Origin of the sequence: Nocardia sp. NPDC060249 (assembly GCF_042728755.1) — a bacterium.
Taxonomy (GTDB): Bacteria; Actinomycetota; Actinomycetes; order Mycobacteriales; family Mycobacteriaceae; genus Nocardia.
Genome location: NZ_JBHXAQ010000002.1, coordinates 659,423 through 672,426, shown reverse-complemented (window position 1 = coordinate 672,426; position 13,004 = coordinate 659,423). Strand labels below are relative to the sequence as shown.

The following is a 13,004-nucleotide window of genomic DNA, read 5'->3' as shown; positions in this document are numbered from 1 at the left end:
CCCCCTCGGTGGTTGCTGATATTCGATTAGTGCTGCGAGACAAAGCTATTCATCGGCCGACGCTGGGCGGCTGTGCTGTGCCGAGGTACGCGCGAATCATCGCCTTGAACGCGTCGAGGACTTCGTCGGTGCGAAACGGTTCGTATCCGGGGAGCGATTGCGCTGTCGCCAGGCCGGTGAGCAGCGCGTAGACAAGATTCAGCCCGACCGCTTTGTCGAGCCGACCGGGGGCGTCGTCGGTGGCAGGGAACAGTTGCGTGTAGAGCAGTTCGCTGGCCACCATGAATTGTCGGTCGATCTCGATCATCGGAGCCGCCAAGTCCGGGTCGGTCCTGGCCGCCACCCACAACTCGTGCCACGCGATGAATGTGGGGCGCGCGTACATCGACCACAGCAGATCGATCGCCGCGTCGAGCTTGTCCGCCGCGGGATCCAGCCCGGCCATCAGCAGCCCGTAATCCTCGATCCGGCGTCCGAAGGAATGCGTCACCGCACCGGTCAGCAGATCGGCCTTCGTCGGAAAGTGGTGCAGCAGCGCACCCAGCGACACCCCGGCACGGTGCGCGACCTCGGTCGTCGTCGTGGCCTTGAATCCCACCTCCACCAAGGCGTCGAAGGTCGCGTCCAGTAGTGCGCGCCGGGTGTCGGCTGTCCGCTCTGCCTGTGTTCGCCGGATACGAGGTGATGGCATGACCTCAGCTTCACACATAAACCGTAAACCGTCTATGTTTCTTGTAAAGGGATGTCTACAGAGGTGGCATACAGGACGCCTGGGGCGGCGAGCGATCTCACCAGTCCTTGCTGACCGAGGGGATGAGCACGATTCTGCCGAACACCTCACCGGCCTCCATCTTCTGGTGCGCCAGCACGGCTTGCTCCAGTGACAGTTCCTCGTGCACAACCGCTTTCAGCTCGCCGCGCACCGCGGCCGCGAAGAGTTCGACCGTTGCGGCGCGTCGATCTGATGTAGGCACGGTGTCGGCACTGAAGGTCGCGAACGACGTCGATTTCCTGAACGCCTTGACCATCTCCACGCCGAAATCCGCCGGTGGCATGCCTGCCATGACACCGACGACCACCATGCGACCGTTGGGCTCGAGCTCGGTGAAAAACGACGGTAGATCCGCACCCGCGGCGATGTCGATGATGACGTCGTAGCCTGCGGGAGCGCTCTCCGCACCCCGGCCGGCGCGGTCGAGCACACGTGTCGCGCCGAGAGCGCGCAGGCGATCGCCGCGTTCCGGTGAGGAGGTCGTGACCGCGACCACACCGGCACCGCCACGGGCGGCGAGCTGAACCGCCACCACTCCGATTCCGCCCGCCGCGCCACGCACCAGCACCGACTCTCCGCGCGCGAAATGCGCATGGCGCAAAGCGAAGTGGGCCACCATGGCCGAGCTGCCGAGTGTCACCGCGTCGACCGCCGAGAGGGCTGCCGGGACGGGAACGAGCGTCTCAAGCGAGGCGACGGCGAGCTCGGTGTAGCCGCCGCCTTCGCCGGTGAACGCCCACACACGCTGACCGATCCATCCTGTGTCGACGCCCTCGCCGACCTCGGTCACGGTGCCTACGACCTCTTGGCCGAGAATGTGACCCGGCGTGATCCCGAAGGCGGCCAGCGCCCCGCTGCGGACAAGGGTGTCGACACCGCCGACGCCGATCGCCTCGGTCGTGATCAACACCTGTCCGGCGGCCGGATTCGGGTGGGGGAGTTCGACCACCGCGAGGACCTCGGGACCTCCGAATGCTCGGACCACTACTGCCTTCATCGGTGTCTCCGTGTTCTGTTCGAGGGGAACTGACCAGTGGGACCGTAACGGACGCCCCCGTCCGTTTAGTTAAAGTGAGAGCGGTGACCACTCGTTTGCCTCACACCCTGCGTTCGGATGCCCGGGACAACCGCGAACGCATCCTCGATGCGGCCCGCGCGGTGTTCGTCATCGATGGCCTGGAAGTGCCGATGCGGGAGATCGCCCGGCGCGCCCAGGTCGGCCCCGCCACCCTCTATCGCCATTTCCCGACCAAGGAGATGCTGGTCGCCGAGGCGTTCACCGACCAGATGCTCGCCTGCCGGACTCTCGTAGACGAGGGGCTCGCCGACCCCGATCCCTGGCACGGCTTCTGCCTCACCGTCGAGAAGCTCTGCGAGCTGCAAGCCCGCGACCACGGATTCGCCGCGGCCTTCATGTCCGCCTACCCGCACGCACTGGACTTCGCCGCGATCCGCAACTCCTCGCTCACCGGCGCCGCCGAATTGATCCGACGCGCCAAGAACACCGGCCACCTGCGCCCCGATGTCGTGGTGGACGATCTCATCCTGATGATCATGGCCAACAACGGCATCCATGCCGGCACCTCGGCAGCACGGATCGCGGCCTCTCGCCGATTCGCCGCGCTCATGATCCAGGCGTTCCGGGCCGCACCGGGGTCTGTACCGCTACCGCCGGTGCCACGATTGATGCCCTCGACGCCCCGACGCAAACCCGGCGGCACAAGCGCGGGCGGGGATGGCTGATGACGTGCGAGAGATCCAGACGCACGCACCGTGGTCGAGCATCGGGAATCCGTGTACGGATCGCGCGTACCGCGAGGTCGCCTTTGGTGGTGTCACGGCAGCCCACTGGCGTGCCGTGCGGAGGTACGGCCTGTTGTTACCTGTCGACCAGGTCGTCGCTATCGTGAACGACAAGGTCACCGTTCAGTCGCGCCTTGGCCGACCTGGCCGAGGCGACTGTTCGATCGGAAAGTGCGGCGTCGGATCATGGCAGAGGACCTGACCGTGACTCGGGGACTGGTGATACCCGCGTCCGAGTTGCGCGAGCGGTTCTCACGGTCGTCCGGCCCGGGAGGGCAACACGTCAACACCACCGACAGCCGGGTAGAGCTATCGTTCGACCTCGCCAACTCGCCCTCGGTGCCCGAGTGGCTGCGCACCCGGATGCTCGACCGACTGGCCACCCGCCTGGTCAACGGGGTGCTCACGATCGCCGCATCGGAACAACGCGCCAACTACAGAACCGCGCGGCCGCCCGCGAACGCCTGGCCTCGCTGCTACGCGACGCCGCCGCAGCCCCGCCACCCGTTCGCCGCGCCACCAAGCCCTCGCGCGGAGCGAAGGAACGACGCATCTCCGCGAAGAAGCGACGCGGCGTCACCAAACGCAACCGCCGTGCGTCCCCCGACGACTAGCCGACAGCAACCCGCAGGTCAGGGTATCGGCGGCACAATCGTTACCGAAGAGGCAGCTCGCCGGATTTGTTGAATCCGATGATCTCCCTGCACCTACTGCTGATGCACCGCGTCGAGAAGTTGTTTGGTCAGTACGGGGCGTACGGCTACGTGAACCGACGGGAGCTGGTTGGTATCAGGGGTCGAGCGGTCGATCGCACAGATGACCGTGTCGACGATCGCCCCCTGCGATCGCAACTGCTCGGTAGCGGCGACTACCGCTCCACCCGTAGTGATGACATCCTCGATCAACACGATGCGACGGCCTCGCACATCGCCGCCTTCGGCAAGTTGTTGCGTGCCATAGGGTTTGGCTGTCTTCCGATGAACAGCGAGGGCAGTCCGGTCAGCTGGCTCAGCATCGTGACGAGTGGGATGCCGCCCAGTTCGAGGCCACCGAGCATCTCGGTGTCTTCCGGTACCAGACTGGCCATCTGTTCGGTGACCCGTCGCAGCAGCTGAGGATCGGCCTCGAACAAGTACTTGTCGAAGTACTCGTCGGCAACAATTCCCGATCGCAGCTGGAAGGACCCACGCAACCGACAACGCTGATCGATGTCATGAGCAAGTGCGGCAAGGACCGGGTCGTTGCGAATATCCAGCACGACATCATGTTCGCAGACCGTCCGGGACCCAACAGCACAGCCTGTCAGCAACCCAGCTCCGCGCTGCCATCGGAGTTGAGTGACCAGGGCGTGGCAGAAGCGGACGTTCGTGGCCGCGCGCCCAGCGGCATTATCGTACGTACGCACTCACTGCCTTCGAGATGCCCGAACACAGTAGTCCCATCAGATCGAGAGTCGCCCCAATGCCCGGACCGTACTACATCACTCATGAATCACCGGCTGACCGTGATAATTCCGATCACATAGCCATGGCCAACCTCGAACCATACGGCTTTCCGCACTCACTCGAACAGCTCTGGCTCACGTCGCGGGGTGAGGATACGTTCGAGGTTGCATGCATTCCCTTCCGCGTCTACGGCCTCGCGCTCGGTGATCGCGTGAGGTTGGATCCGGCCGGTCAGCAGGTGACAGAACTGCTCGAGAAGTCCGGGCACCGCGTCTTCCGCGTCCTCCTGCTGCCGACGCTGTCAGACAACGAGGCCACACAACTGCACGGCGCCATCGACGACGCCACAACGCAATGCCACCTGAAATCGGAATGGAGCGGGGACCGCCATATCGCGATCGACCTGCCTCCCGGCAGCATCATCCATACCGTGTGGGCGCTGATCAAGGACGTTGCTGACGGCGGACGGATCGCGTGGGAGTGGGGCGATGTAGAACAGTTCCAGGCCGGCGACGCGAAGTAGACCCGCCGCCATGACCGTGGTTCGTCACCAGCGGCAGGGCACGCGACCGGACGCCCCGTAAAGCTGTTGTCCGGCTGCCCCATCGGTATGCCTGGGCGTTCGGCCGCCGAGCCACAGCTCCAGCTACCGCGCGGGTCGCGGCAGTTGAGTGCGTCGGCTTGGCCGATGTCGTCGAGGTACTCGCGCCAGCACCATGACAGGCTCGCTCATCGGCATTGCCGCGCTTCCGTGGGCGTGGTCCGTGCACGATGGTGGGGGTGTCACTCGTGGCGGGAGTCGCCGAGGTCAGTGGTCGGGAACGTGCACCGTGATTTCCCCGCCAAGGTGATACCCCTCGGCCAATCGCAGGTTGTCGCCACTCCAAAACCTGCCCGGGTCATACCAATTCGGACGTCTATTCGGCAACAAGCCCATGGCCTCATACGTCATGGCGACGATCTCCGCGCAGTAGGCGTTCTCCAGACCGGCATGATCGGACTCGCGCTCTTTCGACCGCTTCGGTACCGGCACCCGGCCCAGCAGCCAGCGCCCCGCCAGCGCGCCGGTGGAGGGGAACGGCATGCCGTCCAGCCTCGCTACCGCCCGCAGCGCTGCATCCTCCATCTCGCGGGTCACCGGCCGATCCAACTGACGCATCCACGCCTGTTGCCCGTACTCCTGAGTCCATCGGATGACCGCAGCCCGCACATCGTGTAGCTGGGCTCCGCGATGATGGCTACCCGACCAGATATCCGGCAGTGCCCGACCGAGCTCGGCATGCCATATCAGCGCCGGCAGGTCATCGATGACCACTGCCATGCCGACGTGGTTCACCGGGCTGTTGGTCAGCCCCTGTATCGCGCGATCGGCTCGCGAATGCCCGCGAAACAGCCAGAGATCTCCCGTTCGCGTCAGCTCTACTGCTTCGTCCAAGTCGACACTCATCGGCGTTTCGCGTGACACAGCGACTAGCCTAGGCGCATGCGCTGGTGGAAGATATTGGGTCTGGCCGGGACCGCGGGTGTCGCGGCAACCGGGGTGGTCATCGTTCGGGCCGAACGCAAACGTCGCGCATACACCCCGGACCAGGTCCGCGAACGGCTGCACGCGCGCCTCGGCGACGAATCCAGCCGACCGGGCCCCACCCCGCCAGTCGATGACGGCAAGTCCTGATCGAAGATCGTCGGTCGCATCCCCCTATTCGCCGGGTCGGCAACAACCTGCCATCGGCAGAAGAGCGTGTTCAGGCGACCTCATCGAGCCGCCTTGCCGGACAACCGATCAGCGGCAACTGCGGATATCCGGCGACTGTCAGTTCTCGACTCCGTAGCTCGTGAACGCGTAGATCCCAGGGAAGCGCTCCTCGACCTTCGCCGCCACTCGTGCGCCCTCCTGTTCCCAGCTGTGTTCCACGTCGGCTCGGACTTCTTCAGGCATGCCGGCATAGGCATACGAGGAGTACAGCAGGATTCCCAGCGACCTGGCCTCTTCCTCGTCGTAACCGCAGTTCGACGGTTCGACCGGAAACCCCTCACCGTCGGTCATTCTCGAGTCCAGACAAGCAGCTCGAACGAGCTCGAGCACCCGCTCCTGCTCCCGCTCCGACAAATCCGCGCCGTCCTTCCTGGAAACGAAAAGCGCTGGACCATAAGCCGACATAGATACCTCCTGATCATCAAGCCCGCATTGAATCAGAGCGGGACCGACCGAGCCTTCCTCCGCACAGCCCTGCACTCACTCGGCAGGTGCGTACGTTCGTGACCGCGCGCCCAGCGGCAAAGAGTGCGTTTCGTCTTCAGGCGCGTCCCTCAAGGCGGATACGAGCCGATCTCGGCGGTCCAGTCGTTCGCTGCGGCCGATAGGGACTCGGCATCGACCCGGCAGGAGATGACGAACGGATCGTCCGCGCGGTTATGTCGTTGCCACGGCGGCGAGAACTCCAAATCTAGACCGATGCTCAGATCGATCAGGCTCGCCTCCTCCGTGACGTAGGAGAAGGTCAAGTTCGGTTAGGTGAAACTCATTCGCGCACTGCGGGGTTCGTTGTCAGCAGATAGGTCTGTCGCATGGTGAAGCCACTGTGCCAGCGCGACGGCATCCTCCGAAGTCAATGCCGGCCAGCGGAAAGACCATGTTCCTTGTGGAGAGTGCGCAGTCCCTCTGATGATCAGCCAGCTTCGCCGGTGTTCTGGGTCGACTGCATCAGGAAATTGGTAATCCACCACTCCCAACTCCACCCCGTACCCGTCGCTTCCGATCAACTTCATCGGCCCAGCATTCCATAGCGCCCAGCCCGCGATGCGTCCCAAGCAGCGGTGCGCATCGATCGGTAATCGGCATTGCAGAGGGTCAGTGGTCGAATTGGAGGGTGACTTCGCTCGAAGCAGGGTGGGCTCGGCAGGCCAGTACCTTGCCCTCGGCGATGTCGGTACCGGTGATCGCCAAGAGCGGGTCGGGGTCCATGACGACCTGCCCGGATTTCACGGTGGCCACGCAGGTGCCGCAGGAGCCACCCAGGCACGAGTAGGGCAGGTCTTCGCGGTGCTCGATCGCGGTGGTGAGGATGGAACGGTCCCGCGCCATGCTGAACACCAGGTCGTCGCCGTATCCGGTCAAAGTCACCTGCGCGGGAGGGGTTCCCGGTTGCGCCGCAACGGGTCTGCTCTCGATGGTCTCGAACAGTTCGGTGTGGATGTGGTCGTGGTCGATGCCCCGCGAGGTCAGCACATCGACTGTTGCCCGTAGCAGGGGATCGGGTCCGCAGATGAACCAGCGGTCCGCGTCCACGCCGGTGAGGTCTGCCGGGTCGATACGACCGGGCCGATGGGTGGTCGCGTCGGTGTCCTCGGGAAGTTGTCGTTGTTCACGGGACAGGTGGTGGATGACGCGCAACCGTCCGGAGAAGCGGGTGGTCAGTGCGGCGAGGTGGGTGGCCAGCATCATGGTGTGCGCTGTGCGGCTGCCGTAGTAGATGGTGAAGGTGCTCTCGGGTTCACCGGCCAGGAGCGAGGCGATGATCGACAGGATCGGCGTGATACCGCTACCGGCGGCGACCGCGGCGTAGTGACCGGTGTGTCCGGGTTGTGGTGTGGCGGTGAAGGTTCCGGACGGCTCCGATACGTGCAGCAGTGTTCCGGGGGTGAGGTGATCGAGTGCGTAGTCCGAGAACGCCCCGCCCGGTTGGCGTTTCACCCCGATGCGGAGTACGGCGTGATCGGGGGAGTTGTACAGCGAGTAGCTGCGCCGGACCGGCTGATCATGCCGGCGTCCGCGGATGACCACGTGTTGACCCGCGAGGAACCGATACCGCTCGGCCAGCTCCGGCGGCACTGTGAGCTCGACAAGCACGCAATCCGGCCCATCGGGGTGCACCGACGCCACACGCAGCAGGTGGAATCCCCGTGCGGGAATCGCGGGCAGCGGATCGAACTCGCCCCCTGCGCGACCGGGGCTCACAGCAGCACGCAGATGCTCGATGCCCACCGCGGCACCATGGCGCAGGATCCGGCTCAGCAGCGCCGGTCGCAGCGCAGTATGCGGCCGGTCGAGCAGGCCCGCGATGCGGGAGATCTGTTGTCCGACCAGCGGATCCCGGGCGCCGATCGCGACGGCGAGCTGCGTCAGCTCACGGAACACGCGGGTGTGCGGGGGTCCCTGTGAGTCCACGTGCGGCATGGCGAGGTCGAACAGCCGGGTAATCATCCACGCGTCGTCGATGGCCTCGGCCGCGGCCGCGAAAAAGCGGCGAGCCAGATCGTGATCCCCGTGCGCGAGGACCTCACGCAAACGCAGGGCTTGCAGCGAGGAGACCGTCATTCCCTGCCCGAACGCGGGGCTGAAGCTGCACACCCCGTCCCCGAACACCAGCAGCCCCTGCGGGAACCGCGCCAGGCGCTCGTAGCGGCGGCGTTGATTGGCCAGATACCGGTAGGTGCTGATGCCACTGAGCGGTTCGGCCTCGAGTAGAGCCCGCTGCACGTCCGGCGGCGCGACCGATGCCGCGAACCGCCAATAGCCTTCCGGATCCGAGGGCGGGTGGTCGTTGCCGTACCCGATCAAGGTCAGGATGTGCATCCCGTCCTCGATCGCGAACAGCGCCAGCCCGCGTGCGGGGTCCCGGTCGGCGATGATGATCTCTTTGTCCCCACCCACCATCGCGGCGGGCAGGCGTAGGTAGCGGCTGGCGTACAGCATGTCGATGCGCACGCCTTCCTCGGCGGGCCGCTCGTATCCGAGCGCGTCGAGCCAGTCGTTGATCGGCCCGTGCCGACCCATGCAACTCACGACCAGATCGGCAGCCATCTCCAGGTGCGTGCCGTCGCGGTCGTTCTCGACCATCGCGCCGGTCACCGTCGTGCCGGTGGTGTCGGTGCGCAGGCCGTGCACGGTGTGCCGGTCCAGGATCTGCACGTTCGGCAAGGATCGAACACGCTGGCGCACACGCCATTCCAGGAACGGGCGACTGGCCTGTAGCAGTGAGTAGCCGCCGTCGGACTGGTAGAGGGTGTGCCCGGAAACGCTCATCCGCATCTCGGTCAGTGACCGGCACTGCACCGCCCCGTCGGCCATCAGTTCCGCGGTGATGCCGGGAAACAGCGCCTCGAAGTTGCGTTTGCCCCGTGCCAGCAGCGCGTGCACGTGCCTGCCCTGCGGTACCCCACGCCGGTCGCCCGGCGCCGACAGGTCATCGCGCTCGATGATGGTGACGCGGTCGAACTGCTCGCTGAGCACGCGCGCGGCCAGTAGCCCGCCCGTGCTCGCGCCCAGCACGATCGCGTGCACTCGCCGTCTGCACCGGCGGCTTGCCTGTTCGGTCTTCACCCACATCCTCCGACGTCGCTGTCCGGCTGTTCCGCACCCGCTCGAGGTGTTGTCGGCTTCCGACGCTCTCAGTACTGATACATTTGTGGAGATTAGTCTCAGTTTGTGCGACATGGCAACCACCCGATCGCGGGCCGAGAGGGACCGCGCACGTCGTGAAGGTAGAAAGGTTCATGCCCTCCACCACCAGATCCGCCGAAGCGCTCCATGTCGCGGCGCTCGAGCTGATAGCCGAGAGCGGCCTCGACGCGCTGACTCTGGTCGCGGTCGCCGAGCGGGCCGGCGTCTCACGCGCAACGGCGTACCGCGAGTTCAACGACAAGGACGGCCTGGTCGCCGCGCTCGGGCGCGCGGAAATCGCCAAAATGGTCGCGGTGGCATACGGCCAGGTCGACCTGTTCGCACCCTTGCCGCAGGTCGTGCGATCAATCACCCTGTTCGCACTGGCGTACCTGCGCGAGCACCCGGCCTTCGGCTACATCCGCCGGCACGAGCCGGCCTGGCTGCTCGACATCGCCGTCGCTCACGATGGCGCCGAGCTCAATCTCGTCGAGACCGTTGCCGCTCTCGCGGCCCCACTCATCGCGACCCGAGCCGACGCCGACCTCGCCCTGCCTGCCGTCCACGCCGGCGAAGTCGTCGTCCGTATCGTGCTGTCCCACATTCTCATTCAGCACAGCAATCTCACCGATGAGCAGATCGCCGCAACCGCCGTCCGCGCCATTACGCGCACGCCAGGCAACGAATCCGAATCTTACTGAGATCAGATATCAAATATGTCTCATGAAATAGTGCTGATTCGGGGTGTGGGCATGGCTGGAGCAACACTCGAGCCGGTCTAGTTCTCGACCACTCCTGGCAGGTGAGCCGTCCTCGGCAGGAGCGGACCTTGTGACTCGCAAGGGCACGTCACGTTGTGCCGACGGAGCTGTTCTCGCTCATGAGTTGTGTCGCGACTGCCGTCACGTGGCCGGCGAAGGCGTCGCGGTCGGTGCCGAGACTGCCTTCCGTCCACTCGACGAACAGGGAAATCAGGGCGCCGAAGAGTGCGGAAAAGCGCATGCGGACCCGGGGATCGTCGGGTGAACCGGCGACGCGATCACCGAGTACGGCTAGCGTGATAGCCGGAATGGTCTCTCGCACATAGCTTCTCAGCCGCACGTCGGCCACCGGCTCGACCAGGAGGATGCGGCAGATGCGAGGATCGTCCTCCATCAGGCGGGCGGCGGCCTCGAACATCGCATGCAGATCGCCGGATGTCACCGCGGGCGCGAGGGCTTTCTCCAAGCGCGACAGCGCCTCTCGGTAGACCGAGTGCAGTAGCGCGTCCGTGTCGGCGAAGCTCTCGTAGAAGAACCGCTGACTCAACCCCGCCGCCCGGCAGACCGATCGCATGCCGAGGGCGGAAACACCCTGCGTGCCAACTATTTCGACGCCGACGTCGATCAGGCGCGCCCGCCGGTCGGCGGCGCGGCCTTCCGCCGTCTGCCCGCTGTAGTTCCTTGACACGGGACCACTTTACAAGAACCATCATTCATCAGGAAGCACCTGCTTCCGGATGGAGAGGCGATGTTCACCGACGAGCAGTTCCAACACTCACTGCGACTTCCCCGCCTGGCACAACCGATCCCGACGGTGCTGACGAACCGTGCCGAACCGGTCGAAGTCCTGAACGAAGCCGCGCTGACCGCCATGACACAGACGTGGTTCGAGGAATACGAGAAGAAGATCGAGTTCTATGCCGACCATGGCCTCGATATCGCCTGGACCCTCGACTGGGCGAAAAAATATTGGTGGAGCTGGCAGACCCGGGACATGACCCACAACCACGAGCTCTACACTGACGATCTGCGCTACAAGGATGTGACGACACTGGGCGCGAGCATGGTCGGACTCGACGAATTCGTGGCCTACAACTTCGCGTTCTTCGATGCCATCCCCGACTGGCGCTACGACCCGATACCCGGACAGTGCTACGTCGACCTGGCGCCGAACGGTGAGGTCCGGATGGTCGTGCGCTACTACGGCAGCGGTCACCTCGTCGGGCCGCTGAAGCTGCACCCCTACGGAGCAGATGCGGCCGCCATCCCGGGCAACGGCGCGTTTGTCCAGTGCACCGCCGTGGACAGATATCACTTCAACGCCGAACACCTGATGTATGAAGGCGAAACGCTCTACGACCTGCTCGACGGCGTGCAACTAGCGGGAATCGTCCCAGGTCCATCGACCACGGCTTTCAAATGGCTCATGCGCGGCGCAGGTCACGCAACGCGGGCAATCACCCGACTCCGTCCACCCGCTACCAGGCATCGCCCGACAACCATCCGATAGTCGTCATTTCGTCGGGTCGATCCTCAGCCTGGCCGGGCCGCCACACGATAGGCGGCGGTAGTGGACGTCAGGCCAGAATGGAGCCTGTGCTGATCGAGGAGATTGCGGTCAAGATAGCGGAGAGCGTGCCCCGGTTGGGCTCGACCCGACTGGTCGCAGTAGACGGGCCCGGCGGCGCAGGCAAATCCACTCTGGCGGACCGCCTCGCCGTTGCATGCGGTGCTGAGCTGCTCCACACCGATGACTTCGCATCGTGGGACAACCAATTCGACTGGTGGCCGCGGTTGGAAAGGCAGGTGCTGGAACCGCTCGGCCAGGACCGCCCTGCCCGGTACCAGCGCTATGACTGGACAACGCGTGCCTTGTCGGAGTGGCATGAGATAGCGAGCCCGGATGTGCTGATTCTGGAAGGGGTATCGTCCGCGCGTGCGGCCGTACGCAACCGCCTGTCGCTGTCGATCTGGGTGGAAACCCCGCGCGATACGCGACTCACGCGGGGGCTGAACCGCGACGGGCTCGAAGCGCTGCCGTTGTGGCAGTGCTGGATGGCTGCCGAGGACGCCCACTTCGCTGCCGATCGGACGCCAGAGCACGCGGACGTGAAGGTCAACGGCTGGCACACCCAGGGATAAACGCTCATCGGCAGCTGTGCGATTCGCGACCGCGCGTCCAGCGGACGTCCGAGTCGAGACGGCCGTGCGGCAATCTGGAATCGTGTACGGCCAAGTTGTTGTCGCGAGCGGCTTCAGATCGGCTGGATCATGAGTTGTTCAGTGGCGGACAGGCGGTCGGATGAGTCAGTACTACGAGATGGACGGGACCACACTCTGGAATCCCTCGCACGGCGCTTCACGGCTGTTCTTGAACCAGGTGGAATTCTTGGCGGGGGAACTCGGTGTTCCCTCGGGGTTCAGCCCGATGGAATCGGACGTGTGCGCGGTCACTCCTGTTGTGCTGGAAGTGTTTTTGGCAGCCGTTCTAGCCTGGCGGGGCCATACCGGCCACGCTGTTGTGCAAGCGCTGTCTGACGGGCTTCTCGCCACATTGGTGGTCATCGCAGAGAGGGCCGGCATCACAATTTTTTGGGCGGCTCTGGTCGTCCGTGGAAGGGATGAGATGCATGACGTGCGGGTCCGCTTGAGTCCATTGCCGGGTCACGCCGGCGGGTTCGAATGGAGCGCCACTGTTCGAGAGCACGCACGGCAGCTCGACAGCTTCATGGCACGTTAGCGCGTCCGCTCGCACGATAATCGGCATTGTCGTGCGTTGGCCGAGCCGCGGTTTGCCCGACCGAACCGCGCGGGTCGCGGCATGAGAGTGCTTCGGGCCG

Annotated in this window: 16 protein-coding genes and 1 pseudogene; 8 read left to right on the top strand and 9 right to left on the bottom strand. The window is 64.9% G+C overall.

Going from position 1 to position 13,004, the window contains the following annotated elements:
• Window positions 1–49 precede the first annotated feature (49 nt).
• Window positions 50–691, bottom strand: a complete 642-nt coding sequence (locus tag ACFWFP_RS10770; RefSeq protein ID WP_379294513.1) for a TetR/AcrR family transcriptional regulator — start codon at window positions 689–691, stop codon at window positions 50–52.
• A 97-nt stretch (window positions 692–788) separates the two neighbouring features.
• Window positions 789–1,769 carry a zinc-binding dehydrogenase gene (locus tag ACFWFP_RS10765; protein ID WP_379294512.1) on the bottom strand — a complete coding sequence of 327 codons (981 nt, stop codon included), beginning with the start codon at window positions 1,767–1,769 and terminating at the stop codon, window positions 789–791.
• A gap of 83 nt (window positions 1,770–1,852) precedes the next feature.
• On the opposite strand from ACFWFP_RS10765, the gene ACFWFP_RS10760 reads away from it, so the two are divergent.
• Entirely contained in the window at window positions 1,853–2,515 is a 663-nt protein-coding gene (locus ACFWFP_RS10760; protein ID WP_379294511.1) for a TetR/AcrR family transcriptional regulator, read from the top strand.
• 246 nt (window positions 2,516–2,761) lie between these two features.
• Window positions 2,762–3,189, top strand: a pseudogene (gene arfB, locus ACFWFP_RS10755) (alternative ribosome rescue aminoacyl-tRNA hydrolase ArfB).
• Window positions 3,190–3,282: 93 nt separating this feature from the next.
• Here arfB and ACFWFP_RS10750 read toward each other — a convergent pair.
• On the bottom strand, window positions 3,283–3,483 hold the full coding sequence (locus ACFWFP_RS10750) for a hypothetical protein (protein WP_379294510.1): 201 nt from the start codon (window positions 3,481–3,483) through the stop codon (window positions 3,283–3,285).
• Window positions 3,477–3,833 carry a hypothetical protein gene (locus ACFWFP_RS10745; RefSeq protein WP_379294509.1) on the bottom strand — a complete coding sequence of 119 codons (357 nt, stop codon included), beginning with the start codon at window positions 3,831–3,833 and terminating at the stop codon, window positions 3,477–3,479. The genes ACFWFP_RS10750 and ACFWFP_RS10745 overlap by 7 nt, the downstream gene beginning before the upstream one ends.
• Window positions 3,834–4,036: 203 nt before the next feature.
• On the opposite strand from ACFWFP_RS10745, the gene ACFWFP_RS10740 reads away from it, so the two are divergent.
• The gene (locus ACFWFP_RS10740) at window positions 4,037–4,543 is read left to right on the top strand and encodes a DUF4265 domain-containing protein (protein WP_379294508.1); all 507 of its coding nucleotides are present in this window, start codon (window positions 4,037–4,039) and stop codon (window positions 4,541–4,543) included.
• 285 nt (window positions 4,544–4,828) lie between these two features.
• Here the strand turns inward: ACFWFP_RS10740 and ACFWFP_RS10735 are convergent, their stop codons facing one another.
• Window positions 4,829–5,467 (bottom strand): hypothetical protein, encoded by a 639-nt coding sequence (locus ACFWFP_RS10735; protein ID WP_379295120.1) that lies wholly within the window; start codon window positions 5,465–5,467, stop codon window positions 4,829–4,831.
• Window positions 5,468–5,503: 36 nt separating this feature from the next.
• On the opposite strand from ACFWFP_RS10735, the gene ACFWFP_RS10730 reads away from it, so the two are divergent.
• Window positions 5,504–5,695, top strand: a complete 192-nt coding sequence (locus ACFWFP_RS10730) for a hypothetical protein (protein WP_379294507.1) — start codon at window positions 5,504–5,506, stop codon at window positions 5,693–5,695.
• A 138-nt stretch (window positions 5,696–5,833) separates the two neighbouring features.
• Here ACFWFP_RS10730 and ACFWFP_RS10725 read toward each other — a convergent pair whose 3' ends face one another.
• The 3 genes from ACFWFP_RS10725 to ACFWFP_RS10715 form a co-directional block, all read right to left on the bottom strand.
• Window positions 5,834–6,067 carry a hypothetical protein gene (locus ACFWFP_RS10725; protein ID WP_379294506.1) on the bottom strand — a complete coding sequence of 78 codons (234 nt, stop codon included), beginning with the start codon at window positions 6,065–6,067 and terminating at the stop codon, window positions 5,834–5,836.
• Window positions 6,068–6,330: 263 nt separating this feature from the next.
• Window positions 6,331–6,525, bottom strand: a complete 195-nt coding sequence (locus ACFWFP_RS10720; RefSeq protein WP_379294505.1) for a hypothetical protein — start codon at window positions 6,523–6,525, stop codon at window positions 6,331–6,333.
• A 346-nt stretch (window positions 6,526–6,871) separates the two neighbouring features.
• The gene (locus ACFWFP_RS10715) at window positions 6,872–9,343 is read right to left on the bottom strand and encodes a 2Fe-2S iron-sulfur cluster-binding protein (RefSeq protein ID WP_379294504.1); all 2,472 of its coding nucleotides are present in this window, start codon (window positions 9,341–9,343) and stop codon (window positions 6,872–6,874) included.
• Between the two features lie 173 nt (window positions 9,344–9,516).
• Between ACFWFP_RS10715 and ACFWFP_RS10710 the strand changes: the two genes are divergently transcribed.
• Window positions 9,517–10,104 (top strand): TetR/AcrR family transcriptional regulator, encoded by a 588-nt coding sequence (locus ACFWFP_RS10710; RefSeq protein ID WP_379294503.1) that lies wholly within the window; start codon window positions 9,517–9,519, stop codon window positions 10,102–10,104.
• 148 nt (window positions 10,105–10,252) lie between these two features.
• Here the strand turns inward: ACFWFP_RS10710 and ACFWFP_RS10705 are convergent, their stop codons facing one another.
• Window positions 10,253–10,852 (bottom strand): TetR/AcrR family transcriptional regulator, encoded by a 600-nt coding sequence (locus ACFWFP_RS10705; RefSeq protein ID WP_379294502.1) that lies wholly within the window; start codon window positions 10,850–10,852, stop codon window positions 10,253–10,255.
• Between the two features lie 60 nt (window positions 10,853–10,912).
• On the opposite strand from ACFWFP_RS10705, the gene ACFWFP_RS10700 reads away from it, so the two are divergent.
• From ACFWFP_RS10700 to ACFWFP_RS10690, 3 genes are all read left to right on the top strand, one after another.
• The gene (locus ACFWFP_RS10700) at window positions 10,913–11,674 is read left to right on the top strand and encodes a nuclear transport factor 2 family protein (protein ID WP_379294501.1); all 762 of its coding nucleotides are present in this window, start codon (window positions 10,913–10,915) and stop codon (window positions 11,672–11,674) included.
• Window positions 11,675–11,760: 86 nt separating this feature from the next.
• Window positions 11,761–12,306, top strand: coding sequence for a uridine kinase (locus tag ACFWFP_RS10695; RefSeq protein ID WP_379294500.1), 546 nt, complete (start codon window positions 11,761–11,763; stop codon window positions 12,304–12,306).
• A 160-nt stretch (window positions 12,307–12,466) separates the two neighbouring features.
• A complete protein-coding gene (locus tag ACFWFP_RS10690; protein ID WP_379294499.1) occupies window positions 12,467–12,904 on the top strand; it encodes a DUF6086 family protein in 438 nt (145 codons plus the stop codon).
• The last annotated feature ends 100 nt before the right edge of the window (window positions 12,905–13,004 follow it).